Origin of the sequence: Candidimonas humi, from assembly GCF_019166065.1 — a bacterium.
Taxonomy (GTDB): domain Bacteria; phylum Pseudomonadota; class Gammaproteobacteria; order Burkholderiales; family Burkholderiaceae_B; genus Candidimonas; species Candidimonas humi.
Window position 1 is genome coordinate 328577 of record NZ_JAHTBN010000002.1, and the last position, 19428, is coordinate 348004.

Below are 19428 nucleotides of genomic sequence, written 5' to 3' on the forward strand. Positions count from 1 at the left end.
GCTTATTTCAGCGGGCAGGCCGCCGCGAAGTTTGCGCGTTTCTGGATGCGTATCGGGCTGACCGCCTTGAGTTCGGCGCCGTCGGCGCCCTTGACCACGTCGACCCGGAAGAAGCCGGCGTCGGGGAACTGGTTGGAGGCGAACTTGAAGGCGCCGCGCACCGACTTGAAATCGGCCGCCTTGAAAGCGGCGCGCAGCGCGTCGGCGTCGGACACATTGCCCTTGACCTTGGCCACGGCCGAATCGATCAGGTTGGCCGCGTCATAGGATTGGGCCGCATACATGGACGGCTGGCGCTTGTAGGCCGCGACGAAGGCCTGCACGAACTGCTGGTTCTGCGGGTTGTCGAGGTTGGGCGCATAGGGCGCGCTGGTGATGGCGCCGATGGCCAGGGACTTGAGCGCGGGCAGCGTGCTGCCGTCTATGGTGGACACCGATATCAGCGGCAGCTTGCCCAGCAGGCCCGCCTGGCGGTACTGCTTGACGAAGTTCACGCCCATGCCGCCGGGATAGAAGACATACACCGCGTCCGGCTTGGCGGCCTGCAACTGCGCGATCTCGGCCGAATAATCGGGCTGATTGACCTGGGTGTAGACCTCGTCGATGATCTTGCCGGTGTAGTCGCGCTTGAAGCCCGAGACCGCGTCGCGCCCGGCCTGGTAATTGGGGGCCATGACGTACACATTCTTGTAGCCCAGGTCTGATGTAAGCTGGCCGCCGGCCTCGTGCAACTGGTCGTTGTCCCAGGACGTGGAAAAGAAGAACGGCGAGCACGACTTGCCCGCGATCGGCGCGGGGCCTGCGTTCGAGCCGATCAGGAACACCTTGGCGTCGGTGATGGGCTTGTGGATCGCCATCATCACGTTGGAAAAAGTGACCCCGGTAATGATAGGCACGTGGTCGCTCTTGATGAGCTTGGTGGCGGCCTGCACCCCTTGGTCGGGCTTGAGCTGGTCGTCTTCGCGGATGACCGTGACCGGCACACCGCCCAGCTTGCCGCCCTTTTGCTTGATGGCCAGCATGAACGCGTCGTATTGGTCCTGGCCCAGTGCGCCGGCGGGCCCCGACAGGGTGCCGATGAAGCCGATCTTGAGAGGTTCCTGGGCCATGGCAGGGCCGGTGGCGCCGGCGCCGGCAAGCAGGGCCGCCGCGAGGCCCCCGATTACCAGCTTGCGCCGTTGCCGCGACGGGCGGGGTGTAGTCATGTGTGTCTCCTCGTGATGCCTGTTATGGATTGTTCGTGGGCGCCGCGCACGTCTTGCGCGACCTTGCCGGCCTAACTTATATGAGGCCTAAAGCATTTGCTATTCGGGTAAACCCAATGCCGCGCGCCGGCGCGGCCCATGGCGGCGCGTGCCGCGCATCAAGCTTAAGTGAAACGGCCGGTTTTCCGAAATAAGCGTTTGTCCCGCAGGTATCCCGTCCAGGAATAGACGCGGCTGGGCGCCCCGCGCCTGGCGCCTTTCGGGCGCCCGGAAACAAAACGCCCGGCGCGGGGCCGGGCGTGAACTTGCAGGAAGGTCGGCGTCAGCGATGCGCCGCCGCGGCTTCTCTTTCGAGTTTTTTCATGATGTAGCGCTGCTGCGTGATCGACACGGCGTTGTTGACGCAGTAGTACAGCGCCAGGCCGGCCGGGAAGAAGAACATCATCCCGCCGAACACCAGGGGCATGATCAGCATCAGCTTGGCCTGCATCGGATCGGGCGGCGCGGGATTGAGCTTGATCTGCAGGAACATGGTGGCGGTCATGAGGGCCGGCAGGATGAACCAGGGATCGCGCACCGACAGGTCGTGGATCCAGAGTATCCAGGGCGCGCCGCGCATTTCCACGCTGCCCAGCAGCACCCAGTACAGCGAGATGAAGACCGGCACCTGGATGATCATGGGCAGGCAGCCGCCCAATGGGTTGATCTTCTCGGTTCGGTACATCTCCATCATGGCCGTATTCATCTTGGCCTTGTCGTCGCCGTATTTTTCCTTCAGCAGCTTGAGCCGCGGCGCCACCTGCTTCATCTTCGCCATCGAGCGGTAGCTGGCGGCCGACAGGGGGTAGAACACGGCCTTGATCAGCAGCGTCAGGGCGACGATGGTCCAGCCCCAGTTGCCCAGCAGGGCATGGATCCAGGTCATCAGCTTGAACAGCGGCTTGGCGATGATGGTCAGCCAGCCGTAGTCCACCACCAGTTCCAGCCCGGGGGCCAGGGCGCTCATGGCCTTCTGGTCTTGCGGGCCGACCCAGAGGTTGGCCTTGACCGTCTGGTGCTGACCGGGCTGGATCACCCCCACCGGCTCGATGCTGCGGATGGCGTACAGGTTGTCCGACAGGCGCAGCATTTCGTTCTGGCGCACCACGCCTTGCGGCGGCACCCAGGCGCTGGCGAAATAGTGCTGCACCACGGCGATCCAGCCGTTGTTCGCCTGCTTGATGTAGTGGGCCTTGCCCTTTTCGATGTCGGAGAAGGTGGCCTTCTGGAACTTGTCTTCGCTGGAATAAAGCGCGGTGCCGGTGAACGAATGGGTATAGCCGGTGGCGTCGCCGGTGGGCTCGCTGCCGTCGCGCGTCAGTTGCAGGTACAGCGACGGGCTGATGGGCGCAGTGCCCAGGTTGTAGATATCGTTGCTGACGCCGATGTCGTAGCTGCCGCGGCGCAGCGTGTAGGTCTTGACCACCTTGACGCCGCCGCTTTCGGCCTCGAACACCACCTTCAGGCTGTCGCCGCTCAGGCTGCGCTCGGACGACACCACCTTGAACGGCGTGAGGTGCGTCGGGTAGCTTTCCCCTTGGGGGGCGCCGACCACGCCGCTCTGGGCCACGTAGGTGGAGTTCGGGCCGGAGTTGTCCAGCAGCACCATGGGCTGCTTGGGATGGTCGGGCGCGTCGTACTTGAGCAGCTCGGCCCGCACCAGTTGGGCGCCCTGGGTGTCGAACGTCAGTTTATAGACGTCGGTGGTAACCGTGACTTTCTCGGACTTGGCCGCCGCCGGCTGGGCATTGCCCGGCACATTGGCCTGCGGCTTGGCCGCGGCAGCCGCGGGCGCCGCAGTCGGCACATCGGTGCTGGCGGTTCCGGGCGCCGCGGCCGGCTTGGGAGCCGCGGCCGTATGCGTGGCCGTCGGATTGCCGCCGAACAGCGAAGGCTTGCCGTTGTGGACCTGCCAGTTGTTCCACAGGAGCAACAGCGAGAAAGAGAAGATCATCCAGAGGACGGTGCGTCGGATATCCATAGCGCCTGTATTCGAATCTAAGCCGGGCAAAAAAAGCCCACCAGTTTAACGTAGCCCGGCCCAAGTCGCGCCCGAGCGGGGAAACTACAAGAAAACCCCCGGATATCGCCGGCCCGCATGCCGTTTATCCGTCTTTGCGCCGGGGTTCCGGCACCGGGTCGTAGCCGCCCGGACACCACGGATGGCAGCGCCCGATACGCCGGGCTGCCAGCCACGAGCCATGCAGCGCCCCGTGCTTCTCTATGGCCTCGATGGCATAGGCCGAGCAGGTCGGGGTAAAACGGCAACTCCTGCCCAGCCACGGGCTGAGGAAATACCGGTAGAACCGGATCGGCGCGATGAGCAGCGTTTTCAGCATCGCATGGCCCGGTCCAGCAGGTTTTCGACTTCGTCGCGCACTTGTTTCTTCAAGCCGCTGAGCGTGACGCCGGCATCGATGCGGGCATGCAGGCGGAACACCAGATCGCGTGCAGGCAAGGCATGGCGCCGGTGGCGGAACGCCTCGCGCACTACGCGCTTGATCGCATTGCGCGTGACCGCGCGTACGGCAAAGCGCTTGGCCACGATCAGCCCCAGCCGGGCGCCGCTTGCCGGCGGCGTATCGGCGGTTGTCCGGGGCGTCGTTACAACGAACAACGCCCCTCGGGCGATACGCCTGCCTTGCAGGGCGGAGGCGTATTCGGAGGGGCGGTGCAAGCGCGCCGAGGAAGGAAACGTGGCACGCATGGCCTACATGCCTGCTCCGGGCCGCCGGAGCCCGGAATGCCTATGCCTTAAATACGGGCTTGCGATCGAAAAGAGAACGTGGCGCGTAGCCGCGGGCAGTACCAATAGTACGGCGAGGCGCAGCAGCGCTGCTGTCTTTTTGATCGCGAATCCGTATTAGACGGCCAGGCGCTTGCGGCCCTTGGCGCGGCGTGCGTTGATCACGGCACGGCCGCCGCGGGTCTTCATGCGGACGCGGAAGCCGTGGGTGCGCTTGCGACGGGTGACGGAAGGTTGGTAAGTGCGTTTCATGGATAATCCAAATAAAAGAGCTGCCGCGAAGCCTCTGGGCCATTGCCGCGTAAGCGTTCGGGCGTGTGCCGCCCTGTTCGGGAAAACAGTCGGATCGGGCCGTGGGGGTGCCGGCGGCCTGCGCGTTCGCCACTGTATCGGACGAAACAGCCGCAAACCGGCACGCCAGGCCGCGAAATCGGCCCCGCCTGGGTTACGCCGGGGCCGGACATAGGCCGCGTGGCATGCATCCAGGGCGGAAAAGCCGGCCCGGGTTCATAATATCCCCGAGCCTGAATGCTTGAAAAGCCCGTTATTTCAGCAAATTATGGCCGATTAGTCAAATTTCCTTGCCGGCTTCCCGCCCGCTTGCCCGCCGGGCCCGCAGGTCGCGGGGCGGCCGGCTGGCCTTGCGACAGGCCCCTAAAGTTTACATATAGAGGCCGGCGCCCCGGCCAGCCGCCGGGCGACAACCATGCGCCGCGCTGCCGGCCCGCGTGCGCCGGCTGTCATGGGCGCCCATGTCAGCCCAGCGTGAAGATGGTGGAGCCGGTGGTCTTGCGCTCGACCAGCGCGGTTTGCGCGGCCCCGGCGTCCTTCAGCGCGAAACGCTGGCCGATTATGGGCGTGATCTTCTTTTCGAGCACCAGGCCGAACAGCTCGTCGCTGGCCTGCTTGAGCTTTTCGTAAGTGGGCACGTAGGCGCCCAGCACCGGCCGCGTGACGTACAAAGACCCCTTGCTGGCCAGGATTCCGAGGTTGACGCCCTGCACGGGACCGGAGGCGTTGCCGAAGCTGACCATCAGGCCGCGCGGCTGCAGGCAGTCCAGCGACGTCAGCCAGGTGTCCTTGCCCACGCTGTCGTAGACGACCGGCACTTTCTTCCCGCCGGTCAGTTCGCTGACCCGATCGGCCACGTTTTCCCGCGTGTAGTCTATGACTTCCCAGGCGCCGTGCGCTTTGGCCAGCGTGGCTTTCTCGGGCGAAGACGCGGTGCCGATGAGCTTGACGCCCAGCGCCCGCGCCCACTGGCACGCGATCAGGCCGACGCCGCCGGCCGCGGCGTGGAACAGAATGGTTTCGTCGCCTTGCAGGCGATAGGTCTGGCGCAGCAGGTATTGCGCCGTCAGGCCCTTGAGCATGATGGCGGCGGCCTGTTCGAAGCTGACGCCGTCCGGGATCTTGACCACCTGGTGGCCCGGCACATTACGGATTTCGGCATAGGCCCCGATCGGGCTTTGGCCGTAGGCGACGCGGTCGCCCACCTTCAGGTGCCGCACTTCGGCGCCCACCGCCTTGACCACGCCCGAGGCCTCGAAGCCCAGGCCGTGGGGCAGCGGACGCGGATACAGGCCGGTGCGGCAATAGACATCCGTGAAGTTCAGGCCTATGGCCTTCTGTTCTATGGTGACTTCGTTCTTTTCCGGCGCGGGCACCGTCACGGTGACGAGCTTGAGGACTTCCGGTCCGCCGTTTTGTTCGATGCGTATGGCCTTGGTTTGACTTTCCATTTCGAAAATAGTCTCCCTGGTCGAGATTTGTCGGGAGCCCGGGTTTGCTGTGGCCGGGCCGCCGCACGGCTCTCGGTGCGGCGGCCCGCAGGCGCTGGCCGGCGTCGGCTATTGGGCCTGGATATGCCGGTCGTGGATCAGCTTGCTCCAGCGCTGGCGTTCTTTCTGGACGAAGGCGCCCAGGTCGGGGCCGAACAATGTGCCCGCCTGCGCCCCCTGCGTCGCGAACAGCGCGTCGAGCTTGGGCGACTTGAGCGCTTGCTTGGCGGCGGCGATCAGTTTGTCGACGATGGGCTGCGGGGTGCCCTTGGGCGCCCAGATGCCGAACCAGGCCGTTACGTCGAAGCCCGGCACGCCCGATTCCGCGACCGTCGGAATATCGGGAATGGCGGGCGAGCGCTGGGCGGACGTCACCGCCAGGCCGCGCAAGCGGGTGCCGCTCTTGATCTGGGCCAATGAACTGGGCAGATTGTCGAACAGGATGTCCACGTGGCCGCCGGTGACCGCCGGTATGGATTCGGCGCCGCCCTTGAAAGGCACGTGCAGCATGTGGATGCCCGCCATTTGTTCGAAATACACGCCGGTGAGGTGCACCGACGAGCCAACCCCCGGCGAGGCGAACGACAGTTTGTCGCCCTTGGCTTCCTTGGCCTTGGCCGCCGCGATCAGGTCGGCGATCGATTTTATTTTTGAGTTGGCCGATACGGCGATGACGTTGGGGGTGGTGATGACCAGGGCGATCGGCACGAAGGCCGTCGACGGGTCGTAGGGCATGTTCTTGTATATGAACTGGTTGATGCTTTGCGTGCCTATCGTCCCGAGCCCGATGGTGTACCCGTCGGGCTTGGCATGCGCCACCATCCCCATCCCGATCATGCCGCCCGCGCCGGCGTGGTTCTCGGCGATGATGGGCTGCTTGAGTTCGCCTTCCATGACGTGGGCCACGGCGCGGGCCGCGATGTCGGTAGTGCCCCCGGGCGGGTAGGGCACGATCAGGGTAATGGGCCGGTTGGGGTAGGTCGCGGCCTGCGCGCCTGTGGAGCTCGCCAGGGCGAAAAGCGCCGCGCAGGCGAGCGGCTTGAGCATTTTCAGGGAAGTTTTCAGGGAAAGGCCAGATTGCGGCATCGATTGTCTCCTGTGCAATTGATTGGAAATTATTATCAAGGCCCCGCGTGGGGGCGGCCCGGGGCCTGCGATGGGCTTGCCCGGACATCCCGTATCGACGTTGCGCCATGCGCTGGACGCATGGCCTTGCTTGCGGGCGCAAAAACTTGCCGCTTGCATGGCCGGGCCCGGCCAGGGGCCGGACTGCAGGAATATCGAAACGGAACCCGTTCGATTCTACGCGCCAGATGTAACAAAGACCATCCATACCCGTGCCGATAGTGGAGTTTTTGGCCAGGCTGCGGCCTCGTGCCGCGGTCTCGGGCGCGGACGCCGGATCTGCCCGGGCAGGGGCGCCCGGTGCCGTTCCCCGCGGGCCGGGATCGCGGTCCGCAGCGTGTCGCCGCCGCGCGCCCGCCTGTGGATAACTACCCCCCGACAGGGTAGAATCGAGGTTTACCGAAGTGGCAGACAATGAAAGATTTCTGGCAGACCTGCATTCAGCGTCTCGAGCAGGACCTCCCCCCCCAACAAATAAGTGCCTGGATTCGTCCATTGGTTCCGCTTGCGTTCGACGAGACGCAAGCGGTGTTGCGGGTGGCTGCTCCTAATCGTTTCAAGCTGGACTGGGTACGCAAGAATTTTTCGCACCAGATCGAGTCGCTGGCCTCGGAATGGTATGCGCGGCCGGTGCAAGTGGCGTTCGAGCTGGCCGCGAGCCCGGCGCGCGCGCCCGCGGCGGCGCCTGCGGCGACTGGTGTCGCCCCGGCCTCTACCCCGGCTGCGGTAGCGCCAGTCGCCCCCGCTTCCGCAAGCGCCGCGGCTCCGGCCCCTTCGGCCGCCGCCGCGGCGGCCGAGGCCCTGCACGATCGTTCGCGCCTGAACGCCGACCTGACTTTCGACAATTTCGTCACCGGCAAGGCCAACCAGCTGGCCCGGGCCGCGGCCCTGCAAGTGGCCGAGAACCCCGGGGTGTCCTACAACCCGCTGTTCCTGTATGGCGGCGTGGGCCTGGGCAAGACGCACCTCATCCATGCCATCGGCAATGCGCTGCTGGCGGGCGGCAACGGCGCGCGGGTGCGCTACGTGCATGCCGACCAGTACGTCTCCGACGTGGTCAAGGCATACCAGCGCAAGGCCTTCGACGAGTTCAAGCGCTACTACCATTCGCTCGACCTGCTGCTGATCGACGACATCCAGTTCTTCGCCGGCAAGAACCGCACCCAGGAAGAATTCTTCTATGCGTTCGAAGCCATGGTGGCGCAGCGCAAGCAGATCATCATTACTTCCGACACCTATCCCAAGGAACTGCCCAATATCGACAGCCGCCTGATCTCGCGCTTCGATTCGGGCCTGACGGTGGCCATCGAGCCGCCCGAACTCGAAATGCGCGTGGCCATCCTGCTGCGCAAGGCCGAATCGGAAGGCTTCGCCATGCCCGAAGAGGTGGCGTTTTTCATCGCCAAGCATCTGCGCAGCAATGTGCGCGAGCTGGAAGGCGCACTGCGCAAGGTGTCGGCCTACGCGCGCTTCCATGGGCGCGAGGTGCTGTCGGTGGATGTCTGCAAGGACGCCCTGAAAGACCTGCTGTCGGTGTCCAACGGCCAGATCACCGTCGAGAACATCCAGAAGACCGTGGCCGACTTTTATAAAATCAAGGTGGCCGACATGTATTCCAAGCGCCGGCCCGCCAATATCGCCCTGCCGCGCCAGGTGGCCATGTATTTGGCCAAAGAGCTCACCCAGAAAAGCTTGCCTGAGATCGGCGACCTGTTCGGCGGCCGAGACCACACCACCGTGCTGCATGCAGTGCGCAAAATATCGGACGCGCGATCCAAGCAGTCCGAACTCAATCACGCTCTACACGTATTAGAACAAACCTTAAAAGGATAACCATGCAACTCGTACAAACGACTCGCGATGCTCTGCTGAAACCGTTGTCGACCGTAGCCGGGATTGTCGAGCGCAGGAACACGCTGCCTATCCTGGCCAATATCCTGTTGCGTAAAGAGGGCAACAAGGTCGCATTCATCGCGACCGACCTCGAAGTCCAGATCACCACCCATGCCGAATTCGGCGTGGGCGCGGAAAATGAATCGATCACGGTCGCCGCGCGCAAACTGCTCGACATTCTGCGCGCCCTGCCCGAAGCCGGCGAGGTCAAGCTGGGCCTGGCCAGCGCCAAGCTGTCCGTGCAGTCGGGCAAGAGTCGTTTCGCCCTGCAAACCCTGGGGGCGGCCGAGTTCCCCACCGTGTCCCAGCCCGAAAAATGGGACCTGTCCTTTTCCCTGCCGCAAAAGACGCTGAAGCACCTGTTCAATATGGTGCATTTCGCCATGGCGCAGCAGGACATCCGCTACTACCTCAACGGCCTGCTGTTCGTGTTCGAGCCAGGCCGCGTGCGCGCGGTGGCCACCGACGGCCATCGCCTGGCCCATAGCGGCACCGAAGTCGAAGGCATCGAAGGCCGCCAGGAAGTCATCGTGCCGCGCAAGACCGTGCTCGAGATGCAGCGCCTGCTCGGCGACACCGACGAGCCCGTGGCCATCGACGTGGCGCCCGGCCAGATCCGCTTCCGTTTCGGCGAGGTCGAGCTGGTCTCCAAGCTGGTCGAGGGCAAGTTCCCCGACTTCACGCGCGTCATCCCCACCAACTACACCCGGCATTTCTCCGTGAGCCGCGAGGCCCTGCAGGGCAGCCTGCAGCGCGCCGCCATCCTCACCACCGACAAGCTCAAGGGCGTGCGCCTGCAACTGGGCGAGAACCTGCTGCGCATCTCCTCGTCCAACGCCGAGCAGGAAGAGGCCCAGGAAGAGCTCGACATCGACTACGCCCACGAAGCCCTGGACGTCGGCTTCAACGTCAGCTACCTGCTGGACGTGCTGGCCAACGTCAAGACCGAGACCGTGACCTGGTCGGTGCAGCCCGACGTCAACGCTTCGGCGCTGATCACCCTGCCCGACGACGATCAGTTCAAGTATGTCGTGATGCCCATGCGGATCTGAGGCGGGTCCGCACCCATGCCGTATTTCGCCGGCGCGGCCCCGCGGGGCCATGCCGGCTTGCAGCCGCAAGGCTTTTATAAGGTTCCAAACACGTTATGTCAGAACAGACCATGAATGCCGCCGTCGCCGGATACGGCGCCGACTCGATCAAGATGCTCAAGGGCCTGGAGGCCGTGCGCAAGCGCCCGGGCATGTACATCGGCGATACATCCGACGGCACGGGTCTGCATCACATGGTCTTCGAGGTGGTCGACAATTCCATCGACGAGGCCCTGGCCGGGTATTGCGACGACATCGTCGTCACCATCCATTCCGACAACAGCATTTCCGTATCCGACAACGGCCGCGGCATTCCCACGGCCATCCACAAGGACGACGAATTCCACCGCAGCGCCGCGGAAATCGTCATGACCGAGTTGCATGCCGGCGGCAAGTTCGACCAGAACTCGTACAAAGTATCGGGCGGCCTGCACGGCGTGGGTGTGTCCTGCGTCAACGCGCTGTCCGAATGGCTGCGCCTGACCATCTGGCGCAACGGCCAGACCCACGAGATCGAATTCCGCCAGGGCGAGCGCGTGGCGCCGCTGGCCGTGACCGGCCCTAGCGACAAGACCGGAACGCGCGTGCAATACCTGGCCGATCCGGTGATCTTCAACCACATCGAATATCACTACGAAATTCTCGCCAAGCGCCTGCGCGAGCTTTCTTTCCTGAACAATGGCGTGAAGATCCGCCTCGTGGACGAGCGCCAGGGCAAGGAAGAGAACTTCGCCTTTTCCGGCGGCGTCAAGGGCTTCGTCGAATACATCAACCGCAGCAAGACCGTGCTGCACAATAATGTGTTCGCCGTCAGCACCGAGTCTTCCGCCGGCGGCACGCCGGTGGGCGTGGACGTCGCCATGCAATGGAACGACAGCTACACCGAGAACGTGCTGTGCTTCACCAACAACATCCCGCAGCGCGACGGCGGCACCCATCTGACGGGCCTGCGCGCGGCCATGACCCGCGTCATCAACAAGTACATCGCCGACAATGAACTGGCCAAGAAGGCCAAGGTGGACACCACCGGCGACGACATGCGTGAAGGCCTGGTGTGCGTGCTGTCGGTCAAGGTGCCCGAGCCCAAGTTCAGCAGCCAGACCAAGGACAAGCTGGTGTCCAGCGAGGTGCGCCCCGCCGTCGAAGACGCCGTGGCGCGCTCGCTCGAGAGCTGGCTGCTGGAAAATCCCAACGACGCCCGGGCCCTGTGCGGCAAGATCGTCGAGGCCGCGCGTGCGCGCGACGCCGCCCGCCGCGCCCGCGAAATGACGCGGCGCAAGAGCGTGCTGGAAGGCGCGGGCCTGCCCGGCAAGCTGGCCGACTGCCAGGAAAAAGACCCCGCGCTGTGCGAGCTGTACATCGTCGAGGGCGACTCGGCCGGCGGTTCGGCCAAGCAAGGCCGCGACCGCAAGTTCCAGGCCATCCTGCCGCTGCGCGGCAAGGTGCTCAACGTCGAAAAGGCGCGCTTCGACAAGCTGCTGTCCAGCGAACAGATCACCACCCTGATCACCGCGCTGGGCACCAGCATCGGCCCCGATTTCAACGTCGACAAGCTGCGCTACCACCGCATCATCATCATGACCGATGCCGACGTCGACGGCGCGCACATCCGCACGCTGCTCTTGACGCTGCTGTACCGCCAGATGCCCGAGCTGGTGCAGCGTGGCTACATATACATCGCCCAGCCGCCGCTGTACAAGGTCAAGGTCGGTCGCGAAGAACGCTATCTCAAGGACGACCAGGAAGAGGCCCAGTTCATGCTGCAACTGGCGCTCAAGGACGCCGTGCTGGTTCCGCGCGAGAACGCCACGCCCATTTCCGGCGATCCCCTGGCCGAACTCGCGCGCCAGTACATCCTGGCCGATTCCGTCATTGCGCGCCTGTCGCGCCTGCTCGACACCGAGTCGCTGTCGGCCATGGCCGAGGGCGTCGAGCTCAACCTCGACACCGGCGAGCTGGCCGAACAGTCCGCCCGCCGCCTGCATGACGTGCTGTACGACGAAGCCGCGCCGCACGAGGTCGAAGTCAAGGCCGAGTACGACGAGCAGGCCGATGCGTATCGCGTGGTGGTCAGCCGCATGCACTACGGCAATGTGCGCGTCAGCGTCTTCGACCAGGCCTTCGTGCGCGGCGCCGACTACGCCGTGCTGTCGCGCTCGGCCAAGACCTTCCATGGCTTCATGGGCCCCGGCGCCGTGGTGGCGCGCGGCGAAGGCGACAAGCGCAAGGAAAAACAGGTGGCCGATTTCCGCGAAGTCATGCAATGGCTGCGCGGCGAGGCCGAGCGCAGCATCACCAAGCAGCGCTACAAAGGCCTGGGCGAAATGAATCCCGAGCAGCTCTGGGAAACCACCATGGACCCCAAGGTGCGCCGCCTGCTGCGCGTGCAGATCGAAGACGCCATCGCCGCCGACGAGGTCTTCACCACCTTGATGGGCGACAACGTCGAACCGCGCCGCGCGTTCATAGAAACGCACGCGCTGATGGCGGGGAATATCGACGTTTGAGTTTTGTCGGATCTCCTGAAAATCCGGATCTTTTCACATGATCCGGGTAGCCAAACATGGGCCGCATTTGCGGCTCATGTTCTTATAGAAACAGGAGAACTCTGAGCTGCCTGCTTATCGTCCGGAACAGGCAGCGCTATCAAGCCATTGTCAGGGCAGCTCGATTTTTTTGCGTACCGGGCCGCAGAATGAGTTCTATGTCCATCAAGGCTTTTCGGCGCCCAGGCCCGATTTCTTGATTGTGCCGGATCGGCGCACAGTCGTTGATGTCCTGGGCGCCCTTGAAGGATGTATGGTCTCGCCGCGGGCCAGCATTTCTACGAAATTCACGATACGCCTGGCGCGCGTTTCGGCTCGCTTGGCCTCGTTCACCCTGTAGATGACGGCGTAGCGGTTGGCGCGATCCAGGGCCTCGAAGAAGCTTCTCGCGGTTTTGTTCGAGGCAAGCGCGGCCGCCAGGTCCTGCGGGATTTCTGCGTTTGCCTGGGAGGCGTAGGCCGCGTCCCAACGTCCGTCGGCTTTGGCCTCTTCGATCTCGGCGAGCCCGGCCGGCCGCAGGCGGCCTTCCCGCGCGAGCCGGTTTGCGGTGTCGCGGTTTTTCGCCGACCACCGGCTTGCCTGTCGGCGAGGCGTCATGCGGACGAGAAAATAGTATTCGTCGAACTTGGCGAGCTGCCCGTCGATCCAGCCGCAACAAAGCGCGGCCTCGATCGCATCCTCTTTGCCTATGGTGGCCGTGGGAGCCCCGGCTTTCGCGAGCCTGAGCCAGAAGCCTTTTGTTGCGCCGGAGGCATTCGACATATGCGCTTCGAGTTCTTGCGATGTGCCGAATGTCAGGATGGGTTCGTTTTTATGGGTAAGCTTGTCCGGCATGGATCTGCTCTTTTGCAGGAGATGACTTTTTATTCTAGTAGGGAGGCCTGCCATGGCAAAGAGGGATGTCCGCCGGCGCAGGGGGCGGCGGAGTTCGGGTGCTCGGCCCAGGCGCGCCGTCTTGGAGGAAAGCATGTTTCATGGCCGGCCTTTGCCGGTCACTCCGCCGCTCTCACCCCTCGCGCCAGCGCAGTGCGTCGATCACGAGCCGCAAGGCCGGGGCAAGCTGGCGGCGGTTGGCGTAATACAGGTGGTAGCCGGGAAACAGCGGCCACCAGTCTTGCAGCGCCGGCACGAGCCGGCCTTGCTCGATGAGCGGCTGTGCGAGGTCGAGCGGCATATAAGCAAACCCCATGCCGTCCAGCGCAGCCTGGAGCATGAGCAGGGTGTTGTTGAAGACAGTCTGGCCGGTGACGCGCACATCGACTGTTTGTCCGTGTTTTTCGAATTCCCAGACATACAGGCCGCCGTGGGTCGGCAGCCGAAGATTGATGCAGCGGTGATCGGTCAGGTCATGCGGGGTCGCGGGTAGCGGCTTGCCCGCCAGATAGCCGGGCGACGCCACTACTGCCATGCGCAGGTCGGGTGCGATGCGCACGGCGATCATGTCCTTGTCGACGCTGTTTCCGTTGCGCACGCCCGCGTCGTAGCGGTGCGCGGCGATGTCGGTGAGGGCGTAGTCCACGCTGAACTCGATCCGGATGTCGGGGTACTGGCGCAACAGCGGCAGCAGCCGGGGCCAGAGTATGGTGGCGATGGCGTGATCGTGCGCCGTGATGCGCACGGTGCCGGCCGGCTTGTCGCGCATGGCGCTTAGCGAGTCCAGTTCCAGTTCGATTTCGTCGAGCCGCGGCGCCACGGCGTCCAGCAGGCGTGCGCCGGCTTCGGTAGTGGATACGCTGCGTGTGGTGCGTGTGAACAGCCGCACGCCCAGGCGGGCTTCGAGGCCGGCCATGGCGTGGCTCAATGCGGACCGCGACAGACCTAGCTGCGCCGCGGCGCGCGTGAAGCTGCGTTCGCGGGCGACCGTCACGAAGGCTCTCAGGTCATTGAGGTTTTCTTTGCCCATTGTTGAAAATTTTGCACCATCGTATATCGATCTTACTGCCTTCTCATCTAATCGAGGGGTTCATAGAATTTCGGGTAAGCAGTATCGAGCAAACAGACAGTATTGAAAGGAGCATTCCATGGAACTCAAACGAGCTGGATCCCAAGCATCCATCAAAGGCCCCGCCGAATGGTTCACCGGAAGCGTACGCATCGACCCGCTGAACAATCCGCCTGCGCCGGCGCGGGTTTCGTGCGCCAGCGTTACTTTCGAGCCGGGCGCGCGCTCGGCCTGGCACAGCCATCCGCTGGGCCAGACGCTGATCGTCACCGCGGGCTGCGGCTGGACACAGTGCGAGGGCGAAGCCATCGTCGAAATCCGCGCGGGCGATGTCATCTGGTGCCCGCCCGGCCATCGGCACTGGCATGGCGCGACCCCGACCACGGCCATGACCCATATAGCAGTCCAGGAGGCTCTCGACGGAAAGAATGTCGAATGGATGGAGAAAGTGACCGATGAGGAATATCTCGCGGGGGCGCCGGTCAATATGGGCGCAAACGGCTGAGCTCTTTTGAGTTGCCCGGCATTTTCGTTGCGAAAGACGTCGATGGCCGGGCGGGGCGTTCCTCCCGTTGATTCGCCGCGGTCTTCGCTGCCAAATGCTTCCGCGGCCCCCGATCTTCCCGGCATCACGCCCGGGAGCGGCGCAAGCCTTAATACTTACTGCAAGGAGATTCACCATGACTATCAAAGCCTATGGCGCCCACGCAAGCACCCGGCCTCTGGAACCTATGGGCATCACCCGGCGGATCCCGGGAGAGCACGATGTGCAGATTGCCATCGCTTATTGCGGTGTCTGCCACTCGGACATCCACCAAGTGCGTTCCGAATGGGCGGGCACACTGTATCCTTGCGTGCCGGGACACGAAATCGTCGGCCGCGTGACGGCAGTGGGCGCGCATGTGGACAATCACCAAGTCGGCGATCTGGTGGGCGTGGGCTGCATCGTCGATAGCTGCCAGCACTGCGACGACTGTGACGACGGCCTGGAGAACTACTGTGATCACATGGTCGGCACTTACAACTCTCCCACGCCGGATGCGCCGGGCCACACGCTGGGCGGTTACTCGCAGCAGATTGTCGTGCACGAGCGTTATGTGCTGCGCATACGCCATCCCGAAGCCCAATTGGCCGCTGTGGCGCCGCTGTTGTGCGCCGGCATCACCACCTATTCGCCGCTGCGTCACTGGAAAGTGGGGCCGGGGCAAAAGGTGGGCGTGGTGGGTATCGGCGGCCTCGGCCACATGGGTATCAAGCTGGCGCACGCCATGGGCGCGCATGTGGTGGCCTTCACTACGTCCGAATCCAAGCGCGAGGACGCCCGGGCTCTGGGGGCCGACGAGGTCGTTGTCTCGCGCAATGCCGGCGAAATGGCCGCTCATGCCAAGAGCCTGGACTTCATTCTCAACACTGTAGCGGCACCACACGACCTCGATGCCTTCGTGGTGCTGCTCAAGCGGGACGGCGCCATGACGCTGGTGGGGGCGCCGGCATCGCCGCATCCGTCGCCGCAAGTCATGAACCTGATCGGCAAGCGCCGCAGCATTGCCGGCTCCATGATCGGCGGGATTCCCGAGACGCAGGAGATGTTGGATTTTTGCGCCGCGCACGGCATTGCGGCGGACATCGAGCTGATCCGGATCGATCAGATCAATGACGCCTATGAGCGCATGCTCAAAGGGGACGTCAAGTATCGGTTTGTGATCGATGCTGCCACCTTGGCGGGCTGACTCGGGCCGAACTACCCGAAGGCCGCGCCGGGTGGGCATGGGAGTGAAATTCGGGCCGGCATGACGGCCGGCGATCAACGCGCCCATGCAAAGAAGCGCTGCTTGTCGTCTGCGATGACTGGGGTTCGGCCGGGCCGGAAGCCCGGGCCGCCGCACGAGGCGTGTCGGCTATTTGAGAGCAGGTGTATCCTGATACGATTTCGTTTACCTACGCCCGGACCCTTACCATAATCATAAGCCTGATCAAATCGCGGGGGGGGCGATACGCTAGTTCGAGGAGCCCGGCGGGAGCATGGAAACCAAATACCTGCACAGCTTCATCGCTGTCATAGAGCACGGCTCGTTTGCCGAGGCGGCCAGGAGGCTGAATCTCACTCCTGCTGCCGTGGCGGCGCGGGTCAAGACGCTCGAGGAAGACATAGGCGCCACGCTGGTTGTCCGCGCAGGGCGCAGCGTCGAGCCCACGGAAGCGGGCATGAAGATCATCGAGCGCGCGCGCCTGATCATCAACGAGACACGGGATATTCGCGCCATCGCCAATAATGACGAGCCCTTGGGCGAACTCAGGCTGGGGGTTGCGACCTCGACCCTGGCGCAACTCACGCCTATGCTGCTCAAGGCCGTCTATGCGCTTCATCCGAGGATGAAGATCTTTGTCGAGTCCGGTTCGTCCAGCTATCTCTACCAAAGGGCCGTCGCGCGCAGCATCGATGCGGCCATCATGGTCCAGCCGCTGTACCCCGCACCCAAGGGATTCGAATGGGAACCCATCAAGGACGAGCCGCTGATTGTCATCGCGCCGTGCGGGATGCGGGCGGCCGATCCCCACGAACTGCTGCATGAGCAACCCTTCCTGCGCTTCGATCGATCCCTGCGCGGCGGGCATATTGCGGAACTATATTTGCGCAAGCATCGGATATTTCCCAATGAGCGCCTGGAGATCGACACGCTGATGACGATTGCCTATCTGGTCAGGGATGGCGTGGGCGTATCGCTGATCCCGGACTGGGCGCCGGACTGGGTGAATAGCCTGGACGTCGCACGACTGCCATTGCCCCACAGCACACTGGCCAGAAACATGGGCGTCTTCTGGTATGTGCATTCTCCGCATTCCAGGATCGTCCGCACGATCATAGAAAACGGCAGGATGCTGTTTCCCAGGGCTCCGGCTCTTGCGTGAGGCCTGTCTCGCGGGCAATGCGCCGGGATTGCTCAGGCGGCCCTGAGCGCGCGCGTTGCGTCCGGCCCGCGCAGGAAGCGTTGGCCATCGGCGCGCAGGTCGCCGAGCCGGGTCAGGCCCAGCATGGCCATGTTGCGGTCGATCTCGGCGGACAGTAAATCGATGGCTTTCTCTATGCCACGCTGGCCGGCGACCCCGGCGGCATACGCGAACGGCCTGCCGACGAATACGCATCTGGCGCCGAGCGCCAGGCATTTGAGGACATCCGAGCCGCGCCGGATGCCGCCGTCGAGCATGATGGGAGTGCGGGGACAGCGTTCGACGACGAGAGGGAGCATTTCGAACGGGGACACGGCCCCGTCCAACTGACGCCCGCCGTGGTTGGAGAGAATGATGCCGTCGGCACCCAGTTCGGCCGCCATGGATGCGTCTTGAGGGCTCAGGATTCCCTTGATCACCAGCGGGTGTTTCCACAGCCTGCGGATGAGCTTGACGTGTTCCCAGTTCAGATGGCCCCGGTCCGAGAAATCCCGTTCGATGTGCCTGGATACGATAGGGGCGCCCCGGCTTGCGTAGTTGTTTTCGAAATGCGGGATGCCGTGCTTGGCGACTGTCTTGAGAAACGTTCCCGCCAGCCATCTGGGGTGGGAAACGCCTTGCCAGAACAAGCGTGGGGTGAAGCGCAGCGGCGTGGAAAATCCGCTGCGAATGTAGTGTTCCTTGTTGGGATGGACCGGGGTATCGACGGTAATGACCAGGGTCTTGAAACCCGCTCGAATCACTCGGCGCATCAGCGCGTCGATCTGATCCGCGTCGCCGGGCAGGTAGGCCTGGAACCAGGCCTGCGGATTGCGCTGCGCGACTTCTTCGAGCGGGATCAGCGAGGACCCGCTCATTATCATCGGGATCCGCCGGCTGGATGCCGCATTCGACAGCGCGAGGTCTCCCCGGTACGTGAACAAGGCGCTGAGCCCCACGGGCGCGATGCCGAAAGGCTGGGCGTATTCCTGATCGAAAAGCGCTATCCCGCAGTCCCTGTGCGATACGTCCACGAGCACCCTGTGTATGAACGCGCAGCTTTTGAAGGCATTGACGTTATTGTCGAACGCGGCGCGGTCTTCCGCCGCGGCGGAGATATAGCCGAATATCGGCTCCGGCAGCAGGCGTCGTGCGTGGCGTTCGAAATCATTCAGGCACAGGCAACTGTCTAGAGCCTTTCTCATACCATCTCGAGTCGATCAAGTTTCGGCGGCCCGGCCTGTGTGCCTGCGCGCGCCCGTCTCGCAGCGGCGTGTGCGGCATGCGGCCGAGCCGATCTTGCGGCAACCGGCTGCCCGTCAGTCCTGCTTGTCCAGGAATTCCAGGGTGGCCAGCGCGCAGCCATCGGGGTCGGCGCCGGACGCGTGGTAGCAGTCCATGTCGAATACGACGATTTCGGCGTGCGGCGCGCCCTCGCGTATGGCGTCGGGGTTCAGCTGGCCGCCGCCGCCCGCGTGGGTTCTCTTGGAGGGCTTGGTCATGATGGCCAGGATCGGTCTGCTTATATTCTTCAGGTCGAGGCGCGATTCCGTGGTGCCCACCCATTTCAGGTAGGCTTTCGCCGTCGACAGCGAAGTAGCCCCCATCATGTCGACCCACCAGTCCGTGCATCGCGGCGGCGTATCGTAGCCGAGCCTGGCCGGCATGGTTTTCCGCGCCCAGCTCCGGATGCCGTGTTCTTCCATGTGAGGCAGCCACTCGCTGCTGCCGGGGGCGACCAGCGGCGGGCAGGCCAGGATCAGCGATTTCACGAGATCGGGCCGGGTCGCGGCCAGGCGCATGGCGCTGATGCACCCGCTTTTTGCCGCCACGACATGCACCGGGCCCTGCGCCAGGTGATTGATGACTCGTACCAGGTCGTCGACGAACAGTTCCGTGGAGAATTTGAAGGTTTCGTCGACGGGGGCTGTCCTGCCGAAGCCCCGCAGGTCGAACATGATCAGGCGGTATTTTCTTGCGAGATGCGGCACCCAGCCTCTCCAGCAGGTGGAGTTCTCGGTGAAGCCGTGCACGAAGAGAACGGTTTCCGGTTCTTCCCAAGGATTTGTGTAGTCGTGGATCTCGTAATAGGGTTTGAAATCGTCCGACAGCTCTAGATATGGCATTGCAAT

General features: G+C 63.8%; 17 protein-coding genes. 6 read left to right on the forward strand and 11 right to left on the reverse strand.

What is annotated here, in order from left to right; genetic code table 11:
• Window positions 1–2 precede the first annotated feature (2 nt).
• From KVP10_RS04955 to KVP10_RS04985, 7 genes are all read right to left on the reverse strand, one after another.
• Window positions 3–1205, reverse strand: coding sequence for an ABC transporter substrate-binding protein (locus tag KVP10_RS04955; RefSeq protein ID WP_217963363.1), 1203 nt, complete (start codon window positions 1203–1205; stop codon window positions 3–5).
• A 322-nt stretch (window positions 1206–1527) separates the two neighbouring features.
• Entirely contained in the window at window positions 1528–3225 is a 1698-nt protein-coding gene (gene yidC / locus KVP10_RS04960; protein ID WP_217963364.1) for a membrane protein insertase YidC, read from the reverse strand.
• Between the two features lie 124 nt (window positions 3226–3349).
• Window positions 3350–3583, reverse strand: a complete 234-nt coding sequence (gene yidD / locus KVP10_RS04965) for a membrane protein insertion efficiency factor YidD (protein ID WP_217963365.1) — start codon at window positions 3581–3583, stop codon at window positions 3350–3352.
• Window positions 3577–3951, reverse strand: coding sequence for a ribonuclease P protein component (gene rnpA / locus KVP10_RS04970; RefSeq protein ID WP_217963367.1), 375 nt, complete (start codon window positions 3949–3951; stop codon window positions 3577–3579). Before rnpA ends, yidD begins: the two co-directional genes overlap by 7 nt.
• Window positions 3952–4107: 156 nt before the next feature.
• A complete protein-coding gene (gene rpmH / locus KVP10_RS04975; protein ID WP_006578231.1) occupies window positions 4108–4242 on the reverse strand; it encodes a 50S ribosomal protein L34 in 135 nt (44 codons plus the stop codon).
• 503 nt (window positions 4243–4745) lie between these two features.
• Complete coding sequence (locus tag KVP10_RS04980) at window positions 4746–5732, reverse strand: quinone oxidoreductase family protein (RefSeq protein WP_217963368.1); 987 nt, start codon at window positions 5730–5732, stop codon at window positions 4746–4748.
• Between the two features lie 108 nt (window positions 5733–5840).
• Window positions 5841–6857, reverse strand: coding sequence for a Bug family tripartite tricarboxylate transporter substrate binding protein (locus KVP10_RS04985; RefSeq protein ID WP_217963369.1), 1017 nt, complete (start codon window positions 6855–6857; stop codon window positions 5841–5843).
• A gap of 453 nt (window positions 6858–7310) precedes the next feature.
• Here KVP10_RS04985 and dnaA point away from each other — a divergent pair, with 453 nt between their 5' ends.
• The 3 genes from dnaA (at window position 7311) to gyrB (ending at window position 12387) form a co-directional block, all read left to right on the forward strand.
• On the forward strand, window positions 7311–8729 hold the full coding sequence (gene dnaA / locus KVP10_RS04990; protein ID WP_217963370.1) for a chromosomal replication initiator protein DnaA: 1419 nt from the start codon (window positions 7311–7313) through the stop codon (window positions 8727–8729).
• Between the two features lie 2 nt (window positions 8730–8731).
• A complete protein-coding gene (gene dnaN / locus KVP10_RS04995; RefSeq protein ID WP_217963372.1) occupies window positions 8732–9841 on the forward strand; it encodes a DNA polymerase III subunit beta in 1110 nt (369 codons plus the stop codon).
• 95 nt (window positions 9842–9936) lie between these two features.
• On the forward strand, window positions 9937–12387 hold the full coding sequence (gyrB, locus tag KVP10_RS05000) for a DNA topoisomerase (ATP-hydrolyzing) subunit B (protein WP_217963374.1): 2451 nt from the start codon (window positions 9937–9939) through the stop codon (window positions 12385–12387).
• 204 nt (window positions 12388–12591) lie between these two features.
• On the opposite strand, the gene KVP10_RS05005 is transcribed toward gyrB, so the two are convergent.
• Window positions 12592–13395: a YdeI/OmpD-associated family protein gene (locus tag KVP10_RS05005; RefSeq protein WP_217963375.1), complete on the reverse strand. Its 804-nt coding sequence runs from the start codon at window positions 13393–13395 to the stop codon at window positions 12592–12594.
• Window positions 13396–13432: 37 nt separating this feature from the next.
• Complete coding sequence (locus tag KVP10_RS05010) at window positions 13433–14329, reverse strand: LysR family transcriptional regulator (protein WP_217963376.1); 897 nt, start codon at window positions 14327–14329, stop codon at window positions 13433–13435.
• Between the two features lie 118 nt (window positions 14330–14447).
• On the opposite strand from KVP10_RS05010, the gene KVP10_RS05015 reads away from it, so the two are divergent.
• The 3 genes from KVP10_RS05015 to KVP10_RS05025 all read left to right on the forward strand — a co-directional run bounded on the left by KVP10_RS05015 (window position 14448) and on the right by KVP10_RS05025 (window position 17278).
• The gene (locus KVP10_RS05015; RefSeq protein ID WP_217963378.1) at window positions 14448–14873 is read left to right on the forward strand and encodes a (R)-mandelonitrile lyase; all 426 of its coding nucleotides are present in this window, start codon (window positions 14448–14450) and stop codon (window positions 14871–14873) included.
• Between the two features lie 175 nt (window positions 14874–15048).
• Entirely contained in the window at window positions 15049–16098 is a 1050-nt protein-coding gene (locus KVP10_RS05020) for an NAD(P)-dependent alcohol dehydrogenase (protein ID WP_217963379.1), read from the forward strand.
• A gap of 292 nt (window positions 16099–16390) precedes the next feature.
• Window positions 16391–17278, forward strand: a complete 888-nt coding sequence (locus KVP10_RS05025; protein WP_217963381.1) for a LysR family transcriptional regulator — start codon at window positions 16391–16393, stop codon at window positions 17276–17278.
• A gap of 32 nt (window positions 17279–17310) precedes the next feature.
• Here the strand turns inward: KVP10_RS05025 and KVP10_RS05030 are convergent, their stop codons facing one another.
• On the reverse strand, window positions 17311–18501 hold the full coding sequence (locus KVP10_RS05030; RefSeq protein WP_217963382.1) for an alpha-hydroxy acid oxidase: 1191 nt from the start codon (window positions 18499–18501) through the stop codon (window positions 17311–17313).
• A gap of 114 nt (window positions 18502–18615) precedes the next feature.
• Complete coding sequence (locus KVP10_RS05035) at window positions 18616–19422, reverse strand: alpha/beta fold hydrolase (protein WP_217963384.1); 807 nt, start codon at window positions 19420–19422, stop codon at window positions 18616–18618.
• Window positions 19423–19428 lie beyond the last annotated feature (6 nt).

Coding starts and splice junctions, on each gene's coding strand:
- gyrB (WP_217963374.1), top strand. CDS start 9,937: ATGTCAGAACAGACCATGAATGCCGCCGTCGCCGGATACGGCGCCGAC.
- dnaN (WP_217963372.1), top strand. CDS start 8,732: ATGCAACTCGTACAAACGACTCGCGATGCTCTGCTGAAACCGTTGTCG.
- KVP10_RS05025 (WP_217963381.1), top strand. CDS start 16,391: ATGGAAACCAAATACCTGCACAGCTTCATCGCTGTCATAGAGCACGGC.
- rpmH (WP_006578231.1), bottom strand. CDS start 4,242: ATGAAACGCACTTACCAACCTTCCGTCACCCGTCGCAAGCGCACCCAC.
- KVP10_RS05010 (WP_217963376.1), bottom strand. CDS start 14,329: ATGGGCAAAGAAAACCTCAATGACCTGAGAGCCTTCGTGACGGTCGCC.
- dnaA (WP_217963370.1), top strand. CDS start 7,311: ATGAAAGATTTCTGGCAGACCTGCATTCAGCGTCTCGAGCAGGACCTC.
- KVP10_RS05030 (WP_217963382.1), bottom strand. CDS start 18,501: ATGAGAAAGGCTCTAGACAGTTGCCTGTGCCTGAATGATTTCGAACGC.
- KVP10_RS05020 (WP_217963379.1), top strand. CDS start 15,049: ATGACTATCAAAGCCTATGGCGCCCACGCAAGCACCCGGCCTCTGGAA.
- KVP10_RS05035 (WP_217963384.1), bottom strand. CDS start 19,422: ATGCCATATCTAGAGCTGTCGGACGATTTCAAACCCTATTACGAGATC.
- KVP10_RS05015 (WP_217963378.1), top strand. CDS start 14,448: ATGGAACTCAAACGAGCTGGATCCCAAGCATCCATCAAAGGCCCCGCC.
- rnpA (WP_217963367.1), bottom strand. CDS start 3,951: ATGCGTGCCACGTTTCCTTCCTCGGCGCGCTTGCACCGCCCCTCCGAA.
- yidD (WP_217963365.1), bottom strand. CDS start 3,583: ATGCTGAAAACGCTGCTCATCGCGCCGATCCGGTTCTACCGGTATTTC.
- KVP10_RS04955 (WP_217963363.1), bottom strand. CDS start 1,205: ATGACTACACCCCGCCCGTCGCGGCAACGGCGCAAGCTGGTAATCGGG.
- yidC (WP_217963364.1), bottom strand. CDS start 3,225: ATGGATATCCGACGCACCGTCCTCTGGATGATCTTCTCTTTCTCGCTG.
- KVP10_RS04980 (WP_217963368.1), bottom strand. CDS start 5,732: ATGGAAAGTCAAACCAAGGCCATACGCATCGAACAAAACGGCGGACCG.
- KVP10_RS04985 (WP_217963369.1), bottom strand. CDS start 6,857: ATGCCGCAATCTGGCCTTTCCCTGAAAACTTCCCTGAAAATGCTCAAG.
- KVP10_RS05005 (WP_217963375.1), bottom strand. CDS start 13,395: ATGCTTTCCTCCAAGACGGCGCGCCTGGGCCGAGCACCCGAACTCCGC.